The following is a 21294-nucleotide window of genomic DNA, read 5'->3' as shown; positions in this document are numbered from 1 at the left end:
ACCAAAATAGAATGGATAAATATTTACTGTGCAATTTTCAGAGGATATAAGTTAATCCTTATAAAGATAGTATGTAAAAATAATGATAAAAATTCATAAAATATTGGCACTTAATTGAAGGTGTAGTATAATATGAAATTATAATAACTATGAAGAGAAAAGTAAGTTAACTGTATCATTAAAGAGAATCCTAGATGATGTGAATGGATATGAGAGGTTTTTTGAATTTGCACTTGGAGTTTAGAAGTCGATATTGTAGGCTTCTACGTTATCATACGTTATAATGGCAGAGTATTATCGGCTAATTAGTTGAAGTACTTTATAAGGTATAAATCGTGAGGTTTATATGAAGTTGGGTGGATATCACGAAGGCTTTCGTCCCTTTTTAAGGGGAGAAAGCCTTTTTTTATTGTAAAAAAGGAGTCTTGCTATTATGTCACAAAAAGAATTTGAGAAGAGATTGAAACAAGTATTTGAATACTTTCATCAGACACCAGAATTATCTTATAAAGAATATAGTACCACTAATAAATTGGAGGAGCTTCTTAAAGCGGAGAATATAGATATACTTGATTTACCACTAAAAACAGGTATTGTAGCTGAAATTAAGGGAAAAAAAGATGGACCTATAATTGCAATAAGAACAGATATAGATGCTTTACCTATTACTGAAGAAACAAATTTGTCATATAAATCTAAAAATCTGGGTAAGATGCATGCTTGTGGTCACGACTTTCACATGACAACTATACTTGGAGCTGCATATCTATTAAAAAGGGATGAAAAGAATCTTCAGGGAACTGTTAGAGTTGTATTTCAGCCTGCTGAAGAATCTAGCCATGGTGCGGAGGAAATTATTAAAACTAAGGCTCTGGAAAATGTTCAAGCAATATTTGGCTTACACACTGCTCCAGATTTGGAGGTAGGGACACTTGGAACAAATGTAGGTCCCCTGACGGCTGCTGTTGATAGATTTGAGATTGAGGTTACAGGTGCAGGTACACATGCAGCACACCCTGATTTAGGTATAGATCCTATAGTTGTCATTTCAAATATAGTAACGGCATTACAGACAATTGTGAGTAGAAATATTCATCCTTTTAATCCAGCAATAGTGAGTGTAACTCATATAGAAAGCGGACATACATGGAATGTAATACCTGAGAAGGCTTATATTGAGGGCACGGTGAGAACACTTAATGAAAAAGATAGGAGTTTGATACCAAGGAATATAAAAACACTTGCACAAAACATTGCTAAGTCTTATGGTGCTAGGGCTGATTTTAGATGGCATGAAGGACCTCCAGCAACCAATAACGACAAAGTGTGGACAGAAGTGGCAATTAGGGTTGCCAAGGATACTGGCTATAAAGTGAAAATTATACCTCCTAAACTTGGAGGAGAAGATTTTGCCTATTATCAGAAAAAATTGCCAGGTGCTTTTGTAGATATAGGGGTAGGGATAGGCGAGTCTCTTCATAGTCCCAAATTTAGGGCAGATGAGTCGGCTCTCCTAAAAAGCTCAGAATATTTTAGAAACCTTGCAGAGCAGGCACTGATTATAATAAAGGAAGGTTAAGTATTTTATCCGATGGTTACCATTGATAGCACCTTCAACTTTTTTGAAGTGGGGAATAAGCAATGCTGCACCCTTGGATAAGTTTGGACCTAAGTAAGAATCATTTGATAAGATTTTGTAGGGAGGATTCCTTAAATGATTGATTTAAAAGATGTATACAAAACATTTGATCAAAATGGGACAAAAATCGAGGCCCTGAAAGGGATAAATATAAATGTGGATAAAGGAGATATATATGGAGTTATAGGATTTAGTGGAGCAGGAAAAAGTACACTTTTAAGAATGGTTAATTTTCTTGAAAGGCCTACTTCTGGGACTGTAATAGTTAATGGAAAGGATATTGGAAAACTCAATAAAAAGCAGCTTATAAATATTAGAAAACAAATAGGCATGATATTTCAACACTTCAATCTTTTGAATTCTAAGACTGTATTTGATAATGTGGCTATTCCATTAGTTCTTGATCACACACCTAAAAATAAGATATCAAAAAGGGTGGAAGAGCTTCTTAACTTTGTAGGACTGGAAAAAAAATCAAAGAGTTATCCTGATGAACTGTCAGGTGGACAAAAGCAAAGAGTGGGTATTGCAAGAGCGCTTGCAACAAATCCTCATATACTCTTATGTGATGAAGCTACATCGGCTTTGGATCCGCAAACCACTGAATCAATACTTGAACTTTTAAAAAAGGTAAATCAAGAATATAATATTACAATTTTATTGATAACTCATCAGATGAATGTAATACAAAAAATTTGCAATAAAGTGGCTGTAATGGAAAAAGGTAAGATAATTGAAAAGGGAAGGGTAATAGACGTATTCGGAAATCCAAAGGAAAAAGTTACAAAAGATTTTGTTTATAGTGTAACTAATGATGATGTTCCCATAAGCATATTAAAGCTTCTTAAGGATAATAAGCAAGATGTGAAAAACAGAAGATTTTTAAGACTAAAATTTATAGGGAATTCTACGTTGATACCAATGATATCCATAATAACAAAAAAATTTAATGTTGAAATAAATGTTCTAAATGCAAGTGTAACAGAGCTTCAGGATACACCTATGATAAATATGATAATAGAATTTCAAGGTGATTGTGATTTAGTTAAAAAAATCAGTGAATATATTAAAAATCAGGATATTTTTGTAGAGGAGGTGGTATAAATGCAGACCATAGATATGTCTCAAATTTACACCGCAATATTGCAGACCTTATATATGATTTTCATACCTCTGTTGATAGGCTCTATCTTAGGAACTGTTTTAGGAATATTAATGGTGACAACAAGGCCTGGAGGAATATTAGAGAATAAATATCTCTACAATATTTTGAATCCTATTGTAAATATATTTCGTTCTTTGCCTTTTATAATTTTGATGGTTGCAATAGTACCTTTTACTAAACTTATAGTTGGATCATCTATAGGTACAAGTGCTGCATTGGTACCTCTTACCGTCTTTATTATTCCGTATATTTCTAGGCTTGTAGAAAACTCACTTCTAGAAGTAGATAGTGGGACTATAGAAGCTGCAGAAGCAATGGGAGCAACATCTTTTCAGATAATATGGTACTTTTTACTTCCGGAGGCTATGGGATCACTTGTTCTGTCACTTACTACTGCAACAATAGGGCTTGTAGGAGCTACTGCAATGGCAGGAACTATAGGCGGGGGAGGAATAGGAGATGTAGCAATATCCTATGGATATGAGAGATTTGATACTGAAGTAATGATTATTACAGTAATCCTGCTTATAGTATTTGTTCAACTTATACAAACAATAGGTAATACGCTTTCCAGAAAAGTTAGAAGACATTAAAAAATTTTAAGGGGGAAAATATAATGATAAAAAAAATACTAAAACCTACTATAGCATTACTGCTTGTATTTATATCAGCAGTAGTTTTGGGAGGATGTGGATCAAAGAACAGTGCGGATTCCAGCACAAAGAAGGAGATAAAATTGGGAGTTTCTCCAGGACCTTACAATGATCTTTTTAATGCAGGTGTAAAACCAATTCTTGAAAAAGAAGGTTATAAAGTCACATTAGTGAATTTCTCAGATCTTCTTCAATCAGAAGTCGCATTGACAGAAGGAAGTTTGGATTTTAATGTTGCGCAGCATAATGCTTATGTTAAGGCATATAATAAGGAAAAGAAGGCAGACCTTGTGTCTATAGTAAAAATCCCCACAGTAAGGGCAGGAATTTTCTCTAATAAACACGCATCAATAAATGAGGTTAAGCAGGGAGACACAGTATTTATTCCTAAGGATCCATCAAATGCGGCAAGAGCTTATTCACTACTTGAAAAGGCAGGATGGATTAAGATAAAAGAAGGAGTAGTAAAAACTCTTGCAACTCAAAAGGACATAGTAGAAAATAAATATAATCTTAAAATAGTTGAAATGGATTCTTCACAAATACCACGTTCTCTTAATGAAGCAGATTATGCAGTGCTTCCAGGAGCTATTGTGTATATGGCAAAGATAGATGCAACTAAAGCGCTTCTCTCGGAGACGCTTGTAGATGATCTCTATATAACTGTTGCAGTAGATGGCAAGAATAAAAATGCAAAATGGGCACAGGATATAGTAAAAGCTTATAAATCACAGGAATTTAAAAACTATTTAAAGGCAAATAATTCTAAAGGATATTGGGTCTTACCAGACGATCTCAAATAAATATAAAATTCGTTAGTATTATAGTATACCAATTAAAAAAGAAGCTTTATAAAGCTTCTTTTTTAATAAATTATTCCCATAAGAAAAAATTATTTTAAAAAGGTATTGACAATAAATCAAAAGCACAGTATAATATTAAACTGTAGTGCAAATGAAAAAATATCTGGTGGTAATAACGTGAAGGTAACACCCCTTACCATTTCGAACAGGAAGGTTAAGCTTCACAGTGCCCATGGTACTGCAGGGGAGGCCCTGTGGGAGAGCAGGTCATCGCCAGGTAATATATGGATCTTTAGCTCAGTTGGTTAGAGCAACCGGCTCATAACCGGTTGGTCCGGGGTTCGAGTCCCTGAAGGTCCACCATACGGGGGTATAGCTCAGCTGGGAGAGCATCTGCCTTGCACGCAGAGGGTCAAGAGTTCGAATCTCTTTATCTCCACCAAATGAGTAACAATTCGTTACTCGTTTTTTATAGAAATTTATGTTTTGTGTGAATTATTCCGTGGTAGCTCAATGGTTGAGCATTCGGCTGTTAACCGAAGGGTTGGAGGTTCGAGCCCTCTCCACGGAGCCATTTTAATTATATAGATAGTTTAAAAGAAAACCGAAAGTCGTGCTGACTTTTGGTTTATTTTTTTATCTGTTTATTATTATGTATAGTATATTAAGTATAATCAAATTATTGTGAAAATTTATTTGATTTTAGAAGGGATTTTAATTTATAAGTAGAATATATAAATTAAGCGCAAAGTAAGAGGAGGAATTGCTTATGAAAAAATATTCAACAAAGCATTTAAGAAATGTGGGAATCATTGGTCATAGTGGATCCGGAAAGACTACATTAACAGAAGCAATACTTTACTATACAAAGGCTATAGATAGATTTGGAAAAATTGAAGATGGAAATACTGTTAGCGATTATGACACTGAAGAAAAAAAGAGAAAAATATCTTTATCTACATCAGTAGTTTCGTGTGAGCATAATGATGTAAAGATAAATTTAGTTGATATGCCAGGATATTTTGATTTTATAGGAGAAACTATGGAAGGATTAAGAGCCATTGATATAGCTATGATTGTTGTGTCAGGTGTATCTGGGATTCAGGTAGGGACTGAAAAGTCCTGGAATTATGTGAATAAAGATAATCTTCCCAGAGCTTTTTACGTAAATAAATTAGATAGAGAGAACTCCGATTTTGGGAAAGTATTGGAAGAATTAAAACAAAAATTTGGTATATCTGTGGTGCCTGTTCAATATCCTATAGGTAAAGAAAACGATTTTAGAGGCGTTGTAAATGTCATATCAAGAAAAGCTAGAATATTTGATAATAAAAGTAAATCTATGATAGAGGCAGATATACCCGAAGATATTTTAGAAAAAGTAGATGAATGTAAAAATATGATTATGGAAGCTGTAGCAGAAACAGACGAGGAGCTTTTAGACAAATACTTCAATGAAGGTACTTTAAGTGACGAGGATATATATACGGGACTAATAAATGGATGTTCAAAAGGAGATGTGGTACCCGTAATGTGTGGTTCCGCCTTAACTGGAATAGGAATAGAAACCTTAATTGAAGATATAATTGAATGTTTTCCTTCGCCTGAAAATTTAGAGTTAGTTAATGCCAAAAATATAAAAGATGATTCTGAACTTAGTGTGAGAATAAATGAAAGAGAACCTTTTTCGGCTTTTGTTTTTAAAACTATAGCAGATCCCTTTGTGGGAAAATTATCCTTATTTAGAGTTATAACCGGAAAGTTAAAATCTGATATGACAGTATATAATGTTAAAAAGAATAAAAATGAGAAAATAGGCGCTATGTATTTTCTAAAGGGCAAGCAGCAGATTCCTACCTCTGAGATAACAGCAGGGGATTTAGGTGCTGTAGCTAAACTACAATTTACAAATACGGGAGATACTTTATGTTATCCTCAGTCTTCTATAATGTTTGAAGATATTAGTTTCCCCCAACCAGTAATTTCAATGGCAGTTTTACCTAAATCTAAGAATGATGAAGATAAAATATTAAGTGGATTAAATAAGTTAATAGAAGAAGATCCCACTTTTAAGATATCAAGGGATATAGAAAATGCGGAAGCAATAATATCGGGCTTAGGCGAAACACATATTGATGTAATATCATGTAAATTAAAATCTAAATTTGGTGTAGAAGTTGTTTTGCAAGAGCCCAAGGTACCTTATAGAGAAACTGTAAAGAAAACTTCAGATGTTCAGGGAAAACATAAAAAACAATCAGGTGGACATGGGCAATATGGAGATGTAAAAATTAAATTCGAACCAAGAAGTGATGGAGAAGATAATTTGGAATTTGTAGATAAAGTAGTGGGGGGAGTAGTGCCAAGACAGTATATACCAGCGGTTGAAAAGGGATTGAGGGAATGTGTTAATCATGGAGTCCTAGCTGGTTATCCCGTAATAAGATTAAAGGCCACTTTGCATGATGGTTCCTATCATCCTGTAGATTCTTCAGAAATGGCATTTAAGGTAGCTGCTTCCTTAGCATATAAGAAGGGGCTTTTAGAAGCTGAACCTATATTATTAGAACCAATTGAACATGTGGAAATATCCGTGCCTGAATATTACATGGGAGATATAATCGGTGATATCAATAAAAAAAGAGGAAGAGTACTGGGAATGGAAAGTTCTGAAGGGCAGCAAATAATAATAGCTGAAATACCTCAAGCCGAAATGTTTAAATATGCTACGGATTTAAGATCTATGACTCAGGCTAGAGGAGATTTTACAATGAGGTTTGAGAGATATGAAGAAGTACCAAGTTCTGAGGTTAATAAGGTAATAGAAAATAAGAATAAAGTGAAAATTAAACAAGAATAAAATTAAAGAAGCTGCCTCAAAATAAAATTTGAAGGCAGCTTCTAAAATTTATGTATATTTCTATTGGTTAGAATAAATAATAATCCCATTAATAATTATTCAATTAAGGAGATAATTTATGTCTGAATATAAAATGAACATAAAAGGGAAGATTGCTTTGGAGGACTATAGCAGTATATATGATTATATGTCAATAATAGGGGAAAATGATAATTTAACTATAGAGATAAATGATGATGAAAATAAAAATAAGGAAATTATATGCAGTATGTTAAAAAATAAAAAATTTATCATCAGTTTAAATGAAGCTTATGGTGGAAAGAAATATTGTATCAAGGCATTTAAAAATATAGATTAAATTAAAAAAGTATTGTTTATATGTTATAATAAAAAATTATAAGGACTATATTGTAAATGTATGTTCAACTGTTTAATAAGGAGAGAAATGTATGATTAAATTATATATAACAAGGCATGGAGAAACGCTATGGAATACCGAAATGAGAATGCAGGGGAGGAAGGATTCACCGCTCACTGAAAGAGGAATTCAACAGGCTAATCTGTTAAAAAAAAGGCTGGAAAATATAGATTTTAGTGTAATATATTCTAGTCCGCTAGGTAGAACAGTAAAAACTTCAAAGATATTAGCAGGCCAAAGAAATATACCCATAATAAAAGATGATAGACTTATGGAAATAGACTTGGGAAAATGGGAGGGTTTTAATCAAAAGGAAATTGAAGAGAAAAATTCAAAACAGCTTCATAATTTTTGGACCAATCCCAAAATTTATGAGCCGGATAATGGTGAGAGGTTTGAGCAGGTAAGAGCACGGATAATACCTTTAATAAAAGAGGTTATAAACAAGTATGAAGGTAAGAATGTACTATTTGTGACTCACACCATAACTTTAAAGATTATAATGTCATACTTTGAAGACAGGTCTTTAGAGGAGTTTTGGAATACGCCTCATGTTCATCAGGCAAGCCTAAGTGAAGTAGATATACAAAATGGACAAGCTACTGTTATATTATACGGGGACTCATCACATTTAGGAGATGTAGAAAAAATAGAAACAGTATAATTAAAGAAATAAAATTAGAGTATATTTTAGAAAAATGGATAAAATGTCAGGTATATTAGGTATTTAACTGTAAAATACTTAATATGAACAAATACAAGAGTTGATTAAAAATAGATTTAATAATATTATTAAATAAAGGTCAAAGAAAGTCAAAGTCAAGAAGGTGATGAAATGGCAAGATTATCAGATATAATAGAAGAGTTTATAAAAGATATGTTTAATAACAGTGATGAAACTCAACTTCAAATTGGAAGAAATGATTTAGCTAACCATTTTAGTTGTGCTCCTTCTCAGATAAATTATGTTTTAACTACTAGGTTTACTGTTGATAAAGGCTATTATATAGAGAGTAAAAGAGGAGGCGGCGGATGTATAATTATAAGAAAGATGGAGTTTAACTGCAATAGAAATTTACTCAAAACTATAGTTGAAAAGATAGGAGACAGTATAACTTATAATTCTGCTGTACAACTTATAGAGGGACTGTTTGAGGAAGAAGTAATAACAGAAAGAGAAGATATGATATTAAAGACTGTGGTAAATGATAGAACATTAAATGTCTCACTTGAAAATAAGAATAAATTGAGGGCAGATATATTAAAAGCTGTTATGGTGCTTGTGTTTAATACACCTAAATTTGTTATTAATAGATAAATTTATGATATAATAAAGATATATTATAAGTGAATAAAACATATGTATGGGAGTGATAATGTGCTTTGTGATATATGTAAAAAAAATGAAGCTACAGTTCATATAACGAAAATAATAAATGGTTCTAAGCAGGATATTAATTTATGTGAAAAATGCGCTATGGAAAAAGGAGAACTTAATTTTGTACCTCAGATAGATTTCGTATCCCCATTTAGTTTTCAAAATATATTGAGTGGAATTATGGATTATATGATAAATGCTAATAATGAGCAATATAAGAGTTTTGATATATCATGTAAAAATTGTGGAACTTCCTATAGTGAATTTAAGAAAACTGGTCTTTTAGGATGTAGTGAATGTTATAAGAGCTTTAGTAGTATTCTAGGACCGATAATTAAAAGAGTTCAGGCAAATTTGGATCATACAGGGAAAATACCAAAACGAGCGGGTAAAGATATAATTGAAAAGAAAAAACTTTTGAAATTAAAAGCAGATCTTCAAAAAGCAGTATCATTAGAACAATATGAAAAGGCAGCAACAATAAGAGATATGATAAAACAGATTAACGTACAGATTAGACAAAACAAAGATGATAAAAAGGAGGGTTAGCTATGGACAATTGGATGACTACTTGTAATAATGATGAGGATTTGGTTATAAGTAGCAGAATGAGGCTGGCAAGAAATCTGGCTAAAGTTCCTTTCCCCCGTAAATTAAGTGTAGAAAAAAGTAAAGAAGTAATTAAACGTGTAGAAAATGCATTTTATGCTTCTTCTAATACTGAACAGGAATTTAGGACTAATTATTTATGGGAAAAGAATAATAATGAAAGGCAGCTTTATTTGGAAAAACATCTTATAAGTAAAAATTTAATAGACAACAGTGATAAAACGGCTTTTATTCTTAATAACAAGGAAACTGTAAGCATTATGATAAATGAGGAAGATCATGTAAGAATCCAGTGTATAACATCAGGATTAAATTTAGAAGAAGTATATGATTTAAGTGATAAAATAGATGATCTTCTGGAGGAAAATCTAGAATATGCCTTTGATGAGAAACTAGGATATTTAACAGCATGTCCTACCAATATAGGTACAGGATTGAGAGCATCTGTTATGATGCATCTGCCGGCGCTTTCCTTAAACAATCAAATGAATGGACTGTTAAATGCTCTAGCTCAAGTGGGAATGACTGTTAGAGGACTGTATGGCGAAGGTTCTAAACCAGTGGGGAATATATACCAGATCTCTAACCAGGTGACTTTAGGGCGCAATGAAGAAGAGATATTAAGTAATTTAAAGGCCATAGTTATTCAGGTTATGAATGAAGAAAAAATTTGCAGAGAAAATCTCATGAAAAAATATAAAAATGAATTAGAGGATAGGATTTACAGGGCACTTGGTATATTGAGATCAGCTGTACTTTTAAATTCAAATGAATGCCTCAAACTTTTATCTGATGTAAGATTAGGAGTTGAGATGGGAATAATTAAAGACGTGAGTAAGGTCACATTGAATAATCTTTTAGTAAATATACAATCAGCTGCAATACAGAAAGAATATGGTAAAGATTTATCAAGTAGTGAAAAAGACTTTGATAGAGCAAAACTCGTTAGAAAAAAATTAGCTGTAAATACAGTTCAATAAAGAGGAAGGTGAAATAAATTATGATGTTTGGAAGATTTACGGAAAGGGCACAAAAAGTATTGATTTATGCACAAGAAGAGGCACAGGCACTTCAACATGGGTATGTGGGAACAGAACATGTACTTTTGGGAATATTAAAAGAAGATGGAATAGCTAAAAACCTTTTGAACAATATGAGTATTACTATTGAAGCAGTAAGAAGTTTTATAGAGGAATATGAAGGTAGAGGGGAAATAGATTTATATAACAAAGAGATTCCGCTTACCCCTAGGACAAAAAGACTCTTGGAATTGAGCTTATTTGAGGCTAGAAATTTAAATCATAATTATATTAGCCCGGAGCATATTTTACTTGCGTTAATTAGAGAATCAGAGGGAGTGGCCTTTACTATCCTGAATAATTTAGGAGCTGATTTCAATAAGCTGAGAAAAGAACTTGTGGATGCACTTTCAGGAGAACAATCCTCAAATTCAAATGGAACCAAGAAAGAAAATGGGGAGCCGACTCCAACTTTGGATCAGTTTGGAAGAGATTTAACGGATATGGCAAGAGAAGGAAAATTAGATCCCGTCATAGGTAGGGACAAAGAAACTCAAAGGGTATTGGAGATATTAAGTAGAAGAACTAAAAATAATCCTTGTTTAATAGGTGATCCGGGAGTTGGAAAGACCGCTATAGCAGAGGGATTGGCAGAAAAGATAGTCTCAGCTAATATTCCAGAGCTTTTAAAAGGAAAAAGAGTGGTTACACTGGATCTTTCTTCAATGATAGCAGGTTCAAAATATAGAGGAGAATTTGAGGAAAGACTTAAGAAGGTTATGGAAGAAATAAGAAAGTCGGGTAATGTAATATTATTTATAGACGAAGTTCATACTATAATAGGAGCAGGAGCAGCAGAGGGAGCTATAGATGCTTCCAATATATTAAAGCCGGCTTTAGCCAGAGGAGAAATACAATGCATTGGGGCTACAACAATAGATGAGTATAGGAAGTATATTGAAAAGGATGCTGCCCTTGAGAGAAGATTCCAACCTATACTAGTAGGAGAACCTACTAAAGAAGAAGCGGTTTTAATATTAAAAGGATTGAGAGATAAGTATGAGGCCCATCATAGAGTAAAGATAATAGATGAAGCTATTAATGCCGCAGTAAATTTATCAGATAGATATATTACAGATAGATATTTACCGGATAAAGCTATTGATCTAATTGATGAAGCAGCTGCTAAAGTAAGGATACAAAATTTAATTGCTCCACCGGATTTAAAGAATCTGGAAGGAGAACTTGAAAAGAGAACTAAAGAGAAAGAAGATTCTATTAGAGTTCAAGATTTTGAAAAAGCAGCTAAATTAAGAGATGAAGAAAAAGAATTAAAGGATAAATTAGAGGGACTGAAAACTAATTGGAAAACTAAAAAAGAGGTATCTACCCTTATAGTGGGGGAACCACAAATTGCATCAGTTGTATCTCAATGGACTAATATTCCGGTAGAAAAGCTAACTGAAAAAGAATCAGAGAGACTTTTAAATTTAGAGGCAATTCTGCATAAAAGAGTAATAGGTCAGGACGAGGCAGTTAAGTCTATATCAAGGGCAGTGAGAAGAGCCAGGGTGGGACTTAAAGATCCTAAAAGGCCTATAGGTTCATTTATATTTTTGGGACCTACTGGTGTGGGAAAAACTGAACTTTCAAAAGCATTAGCTGAAGCCATGTTCGGTGATGAAAGCAATATGATAAGAATCGATATGTCCGAATACATGGAAAAGCATACCGTATCCAGACTTATAGGCTCTCCACCAGGATATGTAGGATATGATGAAGGCGGTCAGCTTACTGAAAAAGTAAGACGAAATCCATATTCAGTAGTATTATTTGATGAAATAGAAAAAGCACATCCCGAAGTATTTAATATATTATTACAAATACTTGAGGATGGAAGATTAACAGATGGTAAAGGAAAAACTATAAACTTTAAAAATACTATAATCATAATGACATCAAATGTGGGAGCATCTACTATAAGAAAACAAAAATCTATGGGATTTGCTTTTGCAAGTGGGAATGAACAGGAAAATCAATATGAAAAGATGAAGGATAACATAATGGAAGAACTTAAAGAGTCCTTTAGACCTGAATTTTTAAATAGAATTGATGATATAATAGTTTTCCACCAGTTACAGAAAAAAGATTTAATACAGATAGTAAAACTCATGCTAAGAGATGTTTCTACAAGACTTAAGGATCAAGATATAGAAATTAGTTTCACTGAAGATGCTCAAAAGTTATTGGCGAAAGAAGGATTCGATATAACTTATGGTGCAAGGCCACTTAGAAGGGCTATAACTAAAACTGTAGAAGATAAACTTTCAGAAGAGATGCTGAAGGGAAATATTAAAAGAGGAGATAAAGTAGAAGTAGTGGTAGATGGTGAAGAATTATCCTTCAATAAAGTGAATTAAGACTGGCCTCAATCAAGTGATTCTTGGGTTCAGGTGGAACTTGCACATAAGGAATGTTTTCATCTGAACCTTGGAAAAACTTATCCGAGTGCGTAGCAGTGCTACCCCACTTTACAAAGCTGGTGGTGTTAGCAATGATAGTCATGGGATAAAATTAAACTTTATGCTTTATGGGCATAAAGCTTAATTTTTATTGAAATTCAAATATTCTTCACAAAATCGCGTGATAATATTGTATAATTATATCTTATACGGGAGGAGATAATTGAGTGGTAAGGAAGAAAACTGTTTTTACGTGCCAGAAATGTGGATATGAATCTCCAAAATGGATGGGAAAGTGTCCTAATTGCAACAGCTGGAACAGTATGTTGGAGGAAATTAAATCTCCTCAGACAGCATCTTTTCAACATACGGGATTTAGCAGCACGCCAAAAAGTATAAATAATATAAAATCCGGTGAATATGAAAGGCTTGATACTGGTATAATGGAATTGAATAGAGTTGTTGGTGGGGGTATTGTGAGAGGATCTATTACTCTTATATCAGGCGCCCCGGGAATAGGAAAATCTACTTTGCTTTTACAAACTGCCAGTAATATTGCTGAAAAATATGGGAAAGTATTATATGTTTCAGGAGAGGAATCAGAAGAACAAATAAAAATGAGGGGCGATAGACTTGAAGCATTATCTGATGATCTCTTTATAGTTTCGGAAACTAATTTGGATAAAATAGAAGAACATATAGAGAAAAATAAACCTATATTTGTAGTTATAGATTCTATACAGACTTTATTTAAAGAATCTATTAGCTCAGCACCAGGTAGTGTGTCTCAAGTAAGGGAAACTTCTAACGATATTATGCGTATAGGCAAAGAAAATAATATATCCTTTTTTATAGTAGCTCATATTACTAAACAGGGAGAATTAGCGGGACCGAGAGTACTTGAGCATATGGTGGATACTGTGTTGTCTTTTGAGGGAGAAAGAACAGAGGAATTTAGAATACTTAGAACTATTAAAAATCGTTTTGGTACTACCAGTGAGATTGGTGTATTTGAAATGATAGAAAATGGACTCAGAGAAATAACGAATCCTTCTGCAGTATTTTTAGAGGAAAGAGCACTTCAAAAAGAAGGTTCTGTAGTTATAGGGATAATGGAAGGCAAAAGACCTATTTTAGTTGAAATACAGGCTTTAGTCAGTCAAACTAGGGCTGTTATTCCAAGAAGAACAGTAGTGGGAGTAGATATTTCCAGGTTGAATTTAATTTTAGCGGTATTAGAGAAAAAACTTAAAATACCATTTTATAATTGTGATGTTTATGTAAATGTGGTAGGAGGACTTAAAATAGATGGTACTTTTGGTGATTTAGGACTTGCGGTTGCCCTCATATCCAGTGCTAAGTCTAAAGAAATAGTATTAGATAATTTTTTGGCCATAGGTGAAGTTGGCCTTACGGGGGAGGTCAGGCCGGTATCATATTGTGGTAGAATTGTAAATGAAGCAGAAAAAATGGGATTTAAAAATATAATAGTGCCAGATAGGAATAAAGAAAAAATAAATGCTAAGGAAATAAATGTTATAGGAGTATCTTCTCTGAGAGAGGTATTAAATAAAGTTTTTTAATTAGGGTGATAATTTTGAGATTGGAAAAGGAAAAAGAACTTAAAAGCATATTGAAACTTTTAGCGCCAGGGACTCAACTTAGGGAGGGACTCAGGAATATATTAAAAGCTAAAACGGGTGGACTTATAGTTTTAGGAGACAGCGAACAGATATTAAAAGTTGTGGATGGTGGATTTGCTATTAATTCAGAGTACAGTCCGTCCTATATATATGAGCTTGCAAAAATGGACGGGGCCATAATACTTAGCAGTGATTTAAAAAAGATATTGTATGCAAATACTCAACTCATTCCGGATTCCAGCATTCCAACTTTTGAGACTGGCACGAGACATAGGACAGCAGACAGAGTGGCCAAACAGACTGGAGCCATAGTTATAGCCATTTCTCAAAGAAGAAATGTTATAACTATATATAAAGGTTATATTAAATATGTACTTAGAGATAGTAGCGTTATGTTAGGAAGAGCTAATCAGGCCCTTCAGACCTTGGAGAAATATGTATCCGTATTAGATAGAGTGGTCAGTAATCTCAATATACTTGAATTTCAAGACATAGTTACACTATTTGATGTAATGACGGCTATTCAGAGAACTGAAATGGTAATGAGAATTGTATCTGAAATCGAAATATACATATGTGAACTTGGAAATGAAGGAAGATTAATTTCAATGCAGTTGAATGAACTTATTAAGAGTATTGAGCGAGATGGCATATTGATGATAAGAGATTATTGTCAAAGCAACATGGATTATGACGATATATATAAACAAATTCAAGGAATAACTCAAGATGAATTGTTAAATCTTGATTTTATTTCTAAGGCATTAGGATATGTAGGAGTACCTCTTGTGGATACCTTAATATCACCAAGAGGATATAGAATGTTAAGCAAGATTCCTAGAATACCATCTAATGTAATAGACAATTTAGTTAAAAACTTTAAAGAGCTTAAAGGTGTTATGGAAGCATCTTATGAAGAACTTGATAAGGTTGAAGGTATAGGTGAAGCTAGAGCTAGAGCTATAAAAAATGGTCTCAGAAGACTTAGAGAACAGATTATGATAGATAATAAGCTTTAGCACAAAATAGTATATTAATATTATTTTGTGCTAAAGGCTATCTAAAAGAGTATTTACCAAGAGTATTTATTTTATCGTATTCCTTTAAAAGTATGTCATATAAATTTAAATCCAGTGCATTGCACAGGGAAGTAAGATAAAATAAATTATTACCTATCTCATCTTGTATTACATCTCTGCAATTATCACATAATGTTCCTTTTATTTGTGTGCTTAAACAGGTTTTTAAGGATTCAATATCTAGATTAGTGTTTTCAAGTGTATTCTGCTTTTTGGCACGAACTTCTATACAACCGCAATTTGTAATGGATTTTACAATTGCTCTATTTATTCGGGCATTTGATTCTTGAAGTTTAGTTATTATATCTAAAATGCTTTTATGTCTTAATAACGATTCATTTACAGTATTTTGAAAATCATCAAATATTACATCTTTCATCAAGCTCAACTCCTTATATAAATTTAGCATATTATTTACAAGCTTTAAATGGTTTCATAAGTAAAAATTATTCTATTTATATAATAAACCAAGAATAATTTTATGAATAGGGGGATTAACATGTAAAAAATGGACAAAAACTGTTTATGAACTTTATTTTTTGGTATAATTATGTAAAGGATGCTAAATTAATTTATTTCCATTAAGTAAATAATTTATTAAATAAGATTAATTTTATTGAAAAAATTATTTTCTTAATATATATTAGATGTAAAAAGGTAACAAAAATTAATTTATTAATTATAGAGGAGGTGAGTCTATTGTTAACAAAAATACTTAGAGGGCTTTTTACAATAATAGGCTTAATATTGGGGTATTTAGTGGGAAAAAGTGCTATAGATTCTGCTTATTTTTCTAAAGTAATTTACTTAAGCAATAGTCCTATAAAAAGAATTTTATTTTTAATTGTGTTAACTATACTTTTTGGAATTATAATGTTTTTAATATCACCTTGGATTAATTCGATTATTATGAAGGTAATGGATTATATTGAGAAAAGTCTTCAAAAACTTCCTGCAACTGAAATTGTATTTGGAGTTGTAGGGGCACTAATAGGACTTCTTGTATCGGCAGTATTTCTTGATTTATTATCTAGAGTGCCAATTGTAGGTGTTATGCTGGCAGTAGTGGTAGCTATACTCATGGCTGCAATAGGTGCTAATATTGCTATACGAAAAAGAGAAGAAGTTATGTCACTACTTTCTAATATAGGTTCTCGAAGACTTCAGGGCACTAAAGAAAAAAAGAACAAAAATGAACATAAAGGATATCCTAAGGTTCTAGATACATCGGTAATAATAGATGGAAGAATATTTGATATATGTCAGACAGGATTTGTAGAAGGACCACTTGTTATACCTAATTTTGTATTGGCAGAGCTTAGGCATATAGCTGATTCTTCAGATGGATTAAAAAGGACTAGAGGAAGAAGAGGCTTGGATATATTGAACAAGATACAAAAGGAATTAAATATTGATGTAATAATATATGAAAAAGATTTTCCTGATATAGGTGAAGTGGACAGCAAGCTTTTAAAGCTCTCTCAGGTTTTAAACGGTAAGGTAGTTACCAATGATTATAACTTAAATAAGGTCGCAGAATTTCAGGGAGTTCCAGTCCTGAATATAAATGAACTGGCAAATGCAGTAAAGCCGGTTGTGCTTCCAGGAGAAGAAATGAATGTACAGATAATTAAAGATGGTAAGGAATCAGGTCAAGGTATAGCTTATCTGGATGATGGTACGATGATAGTTATAGAGGGAGGGAAAAAATCCATAGGGGAGACAAAAGATGTAGTGGTGACATCTGTTTTACAAACGGCAGCAGGAAGAATGATATTTGCAAGGCAAAAAGGGGAGTCATAATTTATGAGCGATAATTGTGCTATTATTGTGGCAGCTGGTAAAGGAAAGAGAATGAAAAGTAATATTAATAAACAATTTATTAATATTGAAGGTAAACCAGTACTATATTATTCAATTGATGCATTTAATAGGAACCCTTTAATAGACAGTATTGTAGTGGTTTGTGGGAGAGATGAAATTGAGTACTGCAGGGAAAATGTAGTTAAAAAATATAGCTTGGATAAAGTTGTAAAGATAATTGAGGGAGGACGAGAGCGTCAGAATTCAGTATTTAATGGATTAAAAGTCTTAAAAAATTGTGGTATTGTTTTAATCCATGATGGGGCAAGGCCGTTGGTTACAAGCAAGATTATTGAGGATGGAATAAGGTACTCTAATATGTATGGGGCATGTGCCTGTGGAATGAAACCCAAGGATACAATAAAGATTAAAAGTGAAAATGGATTTTCTCGTACTACTTTGAATAGGGAAGAACTTTTTTTAGTTCAAACTCCCCAATGTTTTAAATATGATTTAATTTATGGCTGCCATAAAAAAGTTATTGAAGAGAAAATTCAGGTTACTGACGATACTATGGTAGTGGAGCATTATGGAAATAAAGTTTATTTATATGAAGGAAGCTATGATAATATAAAGATAACTACACCTGAAGATTTAAATATAGCTGAAACTATATTAAAAGGTATGGAGTAAAATAAAAATATGTTATATAAATTAATATAACATAAAAGACATAATTATTTATAACTTAAATGGGAGAGTAAAATGGAAAATGATTTATTCAATATAAAATGGGACAATACTAGGGTAAGACAAATGAGCCCTCTGACACTTGCTTTTATAGGAGATGCAGTATATGAAACATTTGTACGAACATATTTAGTAAATAAGTACAGGAATATGCAGGTACACAATCTTCATGTAGAGGCCATAAAATTTGTAAAGGCTCATTCTCAGAGTGAAATTATAAAAAAATTAGAAAAAAAATTGTCTAATGAGGAATTATATTTCTTTAAAAGGGGCAGAAATGCTAAATCAGCAACAACCCCTAAGAATGCAGATGTGCAGGAATATAGATTTGCCACTGGATTTGAAGCTTTGGTAGGCTTTTTGTACTTAACTGGGGAAGTTGATAGATTGAATTTTTTATTTGAATCTATAATTATGTTAAAAAACAAAGGGGAATTTTAAATAACTTTAAAGGTAAAACTAATTAAATGCACCCTAAATTCTGAGAGAGTTGTATCAATTGTGGTAAAGTTTTTCAAAGAAAAAGAGATCTGTGATTAAGATGATAAAGTCAGGGCAAGGTATACAGTGTATAAAAATAAAAATTTAAAATAGAAAAGGTAAGATTATGAAAAATAAAACTGATGTTGTAAAATATAAAAATAAAAGTAAGCAGATGAATTTAAAAAATGAAAGTGAATCCAGGGAAGATCTAATAGAAGGAAGAAATGCAGTTATTGAAGCTTTGAGATCTGATAATAGTAAGACTATAGAGCAAATTTTTATTGCAGAAGGCAGTATATCAGGATCTTCAAAAGTAATAATGGCAATAGCAAAAGAGAAAAATATAGTGGTAAAGAAAGTGGATAGAAAGAAGTTAGATAAGATCTCTGAAACAGGAGCTCATCAGGGAGTAATTGCACAGGTAACTCCTTATAATTATTATGAAGTTGATGATGTATTGGAGTATGCTAAAAAAAAGGGAGAGCCCCCCTTTATAATTATATTAGACGAAATAGAAGATCCGCATAATTTTGGCTCCATAATAAGAACTGCTGAAATATGCGGAGTACATGGAATTATAATTCCTAAAAGAAGGAATGTAGGCATTACACCAACGGTGTATAAATCCTCTGCAGGAGCAATAGAATATATGAGAATATGTAAGGTCACAAATTTAAATAACACAATAGAAAAGTTAAAAGAGGAAAACATATGGGTATATGGAGCTGACATGAGCGGGCAAAGTTATTGTTTTGATATTGATTTTAGTGGAGCTGTTGCATTAGTTATAGGAAACGAGGGAAGAGGAATATCAAAATTAATCAAAGAAAAATGTGACATGTTAGTAAAGATACCTATGCTAGGCAATATAGCCTCGTTGAATGCTTCTGTAGCAGGTGGTATACTCATGTATGAGATACTAAAACAAAAAATAAAAAGTGATGGAAATTGAGAAATATTTTTGTAGATGGATATAATGTGATAAATAGCTGGCCCGAATTAAATAATATAAAAAAGTATAGTTTTGAATCCTCACGACATGAACTTATAGAAATGTTGAGTAATTATGCAGTTTACAAGGGGTATAAGATTTTTATAGTTTTTGATGCCCACATGGTAATGGGGAGTTTAGAAAAGAAGGAAAAAATTAATAAAAATGTTATAGTGGTGTTTACCAAGGAAAATGAAACAGCAGATTCCTTTATAGAAAAAACAGTAAATAATATAGGACGTAAAAATGAAGTCTTTGTAGTTACTTCTGATTCCCTAGAACAGCAAGTTACTTTTCAAAGAGGTGCGGTGAGAATGTCTTCCATTGAATTTTATCATGAAGTTAAGAATATAGAGTCAAAAATAAAAAATAAGATTCAAAAAAAATATTCTGAAAAAAAACATACTTTAGAGGATAGGATAGAAAAGGATATGCTGGAAAAACTTGAAAAGATTCGCAAAAGTCGTTAAAATCTATTGACTATAAATTTACTTCTAATGTATAATTGAAATGTGTGATTTATATTTGTTTTGGAGGGGATATCTTGGAGAGCATGGGTCTTAATAGTAAACAAATTTCCCCCTTTGTAGAAAAATTAGATGAGGAGGTAATTGTTGAAGCAAAAAAAGGGGATGTAAGAGCTCAGGAATATTTAATAAATAAATATGAGAATTTTGTTAAATCTAAAGCAAAATCATATTTTTTGATTGGAGCAGATAAAGAGGATATTTATCAAGAAGGCATGATAGGTTTGTATAAAGCTATAAGAGATTTTAAATCGGATAAATTATCGTCTTTTAAAGCTTTTGCTGAACTTTGCGTAACTCGTCAGATAATAACAGCTATAAAGACTGCTACTAGACAGAAGCATATTCCACTAAATACATATGTTTCTTTAAACAAACCTATATACGATGAGGAATCTGATAGAACACTGCTAGATGTTTTATCAGAAGCTAAAGTGGCAGATCCAGAAGAGCTTATTATTAGCAGAGAAGAATTAAATCACATACAAAGTGAAATAGGTGAGGTATTATCAAGTTTGGAAATGGAAGTACTTATGTCGTATCTAGATGGTAAATCTTATCAGGAAATTGCATGTGATTTAGATAGGCACGCTAAATCTATAGATAATGCATTACAGAGAGTTAAAAGAAAATTAGAAAAATGTTTAATTAATAAATAAAAATTACATATTGACAAAAAAACATACTTGTATTAAAATTGATAATCGGTATATAACTTTTGATATATAATAAAAATTTATGGGCGGAAGTAGTTCAGTGGTAGAACACCAGCTTCCCAAGCTGGCCGTCGCGGGTTCGAGTCCCGTTTTCCGCTCCAGATTAAATTGCCCATGTAGCTCAGTAGGCAGAGCGTCACCTTGGTAAGGTGGAGGTCACCAGTTCAATCCTGGTCATGGGCTCCAATAATGCATGAGAATTTTTACAACACACCAGGATAGGTTTACTTAAATAAAATGTGTTATAAACAAGGAGGAAGAAGCAATGTCAAAAGAGAAGTTTGAAAGAACAAAAC

General features: G+C 32.4%; 20 protein-coding genes, 5 tRNA genes and 1 rRNA gene. 25 read left to right on the top strand and 1 reads right to left on the bottom strand.

The genetic code is table 11. The annotated features are described in order from the left end of the window. The first annotated feature begins 433 nt into the window (after positions 1–433). The 17 genes from AB8U03_RS17370 to disA all read left to right on the top strand — a co-directional run bounded on the left by AB8U03_RS17370 (position 434) and on the right by disA (position 15668). Positions 434–1579, top strand: coding sequence for an amidohydrolase (locus AB8U03_RS17370; protein WP_369705807.1), 1146 nt, complete (start codon positions 434–436; stop codon positions 1577–1579). Between the two features lie 135 nt (positions 1580–1714). After that, entirely contained in the window at positions 1715–2743 is a 1029-nt protein-coding gene (locus AB8U03_RS17365; RefSeq protein ID WP_369705806.1) for a methionine ABC transporter ATP-binding protein, read from the top strand. Further along, entirely contained in the window at positions 2744–3397 is a 654-nt protein-coding gene (locus tag AB8U03_RS17360; protein ID WP_369705805.1) for a methionine ABC transporter permease, read from the top strand. Between the two features lie 23 nt (positions 3398–3420). Next, positions 3421–4260, top strand: coding sequence for a MetQ/NlpA family ABC transporter substrate-binding protein (locus AB8U03_RS17355; RefSeq protein ID WP_369705804.1), 840 nt, complete (start codon positions 3421–3423; stop codon positions 4258–4260). Between the two features lie 162 nt (positions 4261–4422). Then, a 5S ribosomal RNA gene (gene rrf / locus AB8U03_RS17350) occupies positions 4423–4539 on the top strand. Positions 4540–4546: 7 nt separating this feature from the next. Further along, positions 4547–4623, top strand: a tRNA-Ile gene (locus AB8U03_RS17345). 3 nt (positions 4624–4626) lie between these two features. After that, a tRNA-Ala gene (locus AB8U03_RS17340) sits at positions 4627–4702 on the top strand. A gap of 57 nt (positions 4703–4759) precedes the next feature. Continuing rightward, a tRNA-Asn gene (locus AB8U03_RS17335) sits at positions 4760–4834 on the top strand. Between the two features lie 195 nt (positions 4835–5029). After that, a complete protein-coding gene (gene fusA / locus AB8U03_RS17330; RefSeq protein ID WP_369705803.1) occupies positions 5030–7120 on the top strand; it encodes an elongation factor G in 2091 nt (696 codons plus the stop codon). Positions 7121–7238: 118 nt separating this feature from the next. Further along, positions 7239–7478 carry a hypothetical protein gene (locus AB8U03_RS17325; protein WP_369705802.1) on the top strand — a complete coding sequence of 80 codons (240 nt, stop codon included), beginning with the start codon at positions 7239–7241 and terminating at the stop codon, positions 7476–7478. Positions 7479–7569: 91 nt separating this feature from the next. Further along, positions 7570–8202: a histidine phosphatase family protein gene (locus AB8U03_RS17320; RefSeq protein WP_369705801.1), complete on the top strand. Its 633-nt coding sequence runs from the start codon at positions 7570–7572 to the stop codon at positions 8200–8202. 171 nt (positions 8203–8373) lie between these two features. Further along, positions 8374–8856, top strand: a complete 483-nt coding sequence (locus tag AB8U03_RS17315; RefSeq protein WP_369705800.1) for a CtsR family transcriptional regulator — start codon at positions 8374–8376, stop codon at positions 8854–8856. 60 nt (positions 8857–8916) lie between these two features. Then, on the top strand, positions 8917–9465 hold the full coding sequence (locus tag AB8U03_RS17310; protein ID WP_369705799.1) for a UvrB/UvrC motif-containing protein: 549 nt from the start codon (positions 8917–8919) through the stop codon (positions 9463–9465). A gap of 2 nt (positions 9466–9467) precedes the next feature. Continuing rightward, a complete protein-coding gene (locus tag AB8U03_RS17305) occupies positions 9468–10505 on the top strand; it encodes a protein arginine kinase (RefSeq protein ID WP_369705798.1) in 1038 nt (345 codons plus the stop codon). 20 nt (positions 10506–10525) lie between these two features. Continuing rightward, the gene (locus AB8U03_RS17300) at positions 10526–12964 is read left to right on the top strand and encodes an ATP-dependent Clp protease ATP-binding subunit (RefSeq protein WP_369705797.1); all 2439 of its coding nucleotides are present in this window, start codon (positions 10526–10528) and stop codon (positions 12962–12964) included. 269 nt (positions 12965–13233) lie between these two features. Next, positions 13234–14589: a DNA repair protein RadA gene (gene radA / locus AB8U03_RS17295; protein WP_369705796.1), complete on the top strand. Its 1356-nt coding sequence runs from the start codon at positions 13234–13236 to the stop codon at positions 14587–14589. 14 nt (positions 14590–14603) lie between these two features. After that, entirely contained in the window at positions 14604–15668 is a 1065-nt protein-coding gene (gene disA, locus AB8U03_RS17290) for a DNA integrity scanning diadenylate cyclase DisA (protein WP_369705795.1), read from the top strand. A gap of 37 nt (positions 15669–15705) precedes the next feature. On the opposite strand, the gene AB8U03_RS17285 is transcribed toward disA, so the two are convergent. Beyond that, positions 15706–16107: a DUF1573 domain-containing protein gene (locus AB8U03_RS17285; protein WP_369705794.1), complete on the bottom strand. Its 402-nt coding sequence runs from the start codon at positions 16105–16107 to the stop codon at positions 15706–15708. A gap of 320 nt (positions 16108–16427) precedes the next feature. Here AB8U03_RS17285 and AB8U03_RS17280 point away from each other — a divergent pair, with 320 nt between their 5' ends. From AB8U03_RS17280 to AB8U03_RS17245, 8 genes are all read left to right on the top strand, one after another. Next, complete coding sequence (locus AB8U03_RS17280) at positions 16428–17531, top strand: PIN/TRAM domain-containing protein (RefSeq protein WP_369705793.1); 1104 nt, start codon at positions 16428–16430, stop codon at positions 17529–17531. 3 nt (positions 17532–17534) lie between these two features. Continuing rightward, positions 17535–18224, top strand: a complete 690-nt coding sequence (gene ispD, locus AB8U03_RS17275) for a 2-C-methyl-D-erythritol 4-phosphate cytidylyltransferase (protein WP_369705792.1) — start codon at positions 17535–17537, stop codon at positions 18222–18224. Between the two features lie 72 nt (positions 18225–18296). Then, positions 18297–18722, top strand: a complete 426-nt coding sequence (locus AB8U03_RS17270; RefSeq protein ID WP_369705791.1) for a Mini-ribonuclease 3 — start codon at positions 18297–18299, stop codon at positions 18720–18722. A 214-nt stretch (positions 18723–18936) separates the two neighbouring features. Then, positions 18937–19716: a 23S rRNA (guanosine(2251)-2'-O)-methyltransferase RlmB gene (rlmB, locus tag AB8U03_RS17265; protein WP_369705808.1), complete on the top strand. Its 780-nt coding sequence runs from the start codon at positions 18937–18939 to the stop codon at positions 19714–19716. After that, positions 19713–20225, top strand: a complete 513-nt coding sequence (locus tag AB8U03_RS17260) for an NYN domain-containing protein (protein ID WP_369705790.1) — start codon at positions 19713–19715, stop codon at positions 20223–20225. The genes rlmB and AB8U03_RS17260 overlap by 4 nt, the downstream gene beginning before the upstream one ends. 83 nt (positions 20226–20308) lie before the next feature. Next, on the top strand, positions 20309–20941 hold the full coding sequence (sigH, locus tag AB8U03_RS17255) for an RNA polymerase sporulation sigma factor SigH (protein ID WP_369705789.1): 633 nt from the start codon (positions 20309–20311) through the stop codon (positions 20939–20941). 83 nt (positions 20942–21024) lie between these two features. After that, positions 21025–21099: transfer RNA gene (locus AB8U03_RS17250), tRNA-Gly, on the top strand. Between the two features lie 9 nt (positions 21100–21108). After that, positions 21109–21184 (top strand) — tRNA-Thr (locus AB8U03_RS17245). The last annotated feature ends 110 nt before the right edge of the window (positions 21185–21294 follow it).

It is taken from the genome of Clostridium moutaii (assembly GCF_041205085.1).
Taxonomy (GTDB): Bacteria; Bacillota; Clostridia; order Clostridiales; family Clostridiaceae; genus Clostridium_B; species Clostridium_B moutaii.
Note: the sequence above shows the minus strand (reverse complement) of the source record. Positions and strands in the feature narration are given on the sequence as shown.

Coding starts and splice junctions, on each gene's coding strand:
- AB8U03_RS17370 (WP_369705807.1), top strand. CDS start 434: ATGTCACAAAAAGAATTTGAGAAGAGATTGAAACAAGTATTTGAATAC.
- AB8U03_RS17365 (WP_369705806.1), top strand. CDS start 1,715: ATGATTGATTTAAAAGATGTATACAAAACATTTGATCAAAATGGGACA.
- AB8U03_RS17360 (WP_369705805.1), top strand. CDS start 2,744: ATGCAGACCATAGATATGTCTCAAATTTACACCGCAATATTGCAGACC.
- AB8U03_RS17355 (WP_369705804.1), top strand. CDS start 3,421: ATGATAAAAAAAATACTAAAACCTACTATAGCATTACTGCTTGTATTT.
- fusA (WP_369705803.1), top strand. CDS start 5,030: ATGAAAAAATATTCAACAAAGCATTTAAGAAATGTGGGAATCATTGGT.
- AB8U03_RS17325 (WP_369705802.1), top strand. CDS start 7,239: ATGTCTGAATATAAAATGAACATAAAAGGGAAGATTGCTTTGGAGGAC.
- AB8U03_RS17320 (WP_369705801.1), top strand. CDS start 7,570: ATGATTAAATTATATATAACAAGGCATGGAGAAACGCTATGGAATACC.
- AB8U03_RS17315 (WP_369705800.1), top strand. CDS start 8,374: ATGGCAAGATTATCAGATATAATAGAAGAGTTTATAAAAGATATGTTT.
- AB8U03_RS17305 (WP_369705798.1), top strand. CDS start 9,468: ATGGACAATTGGATGACTACTTGTAATAATGATGAGGATTTGGTTATA.
- AB8U03_RS17300 (WP_369705797.1), top strand. CDS start 10,526: ATGATGTTTGGAAGATTTACGGAAAGGGCACAAAAAGTATTGATTTAT.
- AB8U03_RS17285 (WP_369705794.1), bottom strand. CDS start 16,107: ATGAAAGATGTAATATTTGATGATTTTCAAAATACTGTAAATGAATCG.
- ispD (WP_369705792.1), top strand. CDS start 17,535: ATGAGCGATAATTGTGCTATTATTGTGGCAGCTGGTAAAGGAAAGAGA.
- AB8U03_RS17270 (WP_369705791.1), top strand. CDS start 18,297: ATGGAAAATGATTTATTCAATATAAAATGGGACAATACTAGGGTAAGA.
- rlmB (WP_369705808.1), top strand. CDS start 18,937: ATGAATTTAAAAAATGAAAGTGAATCCAGGGAAGATCTAATAGAAGGA.
- sigH (WP_369705789.1), top strand. CDS start 20,309: ATGGGTCTTAATAGTAAACAAATTTCCCCCTTTGTAGAAAAATTAGAT.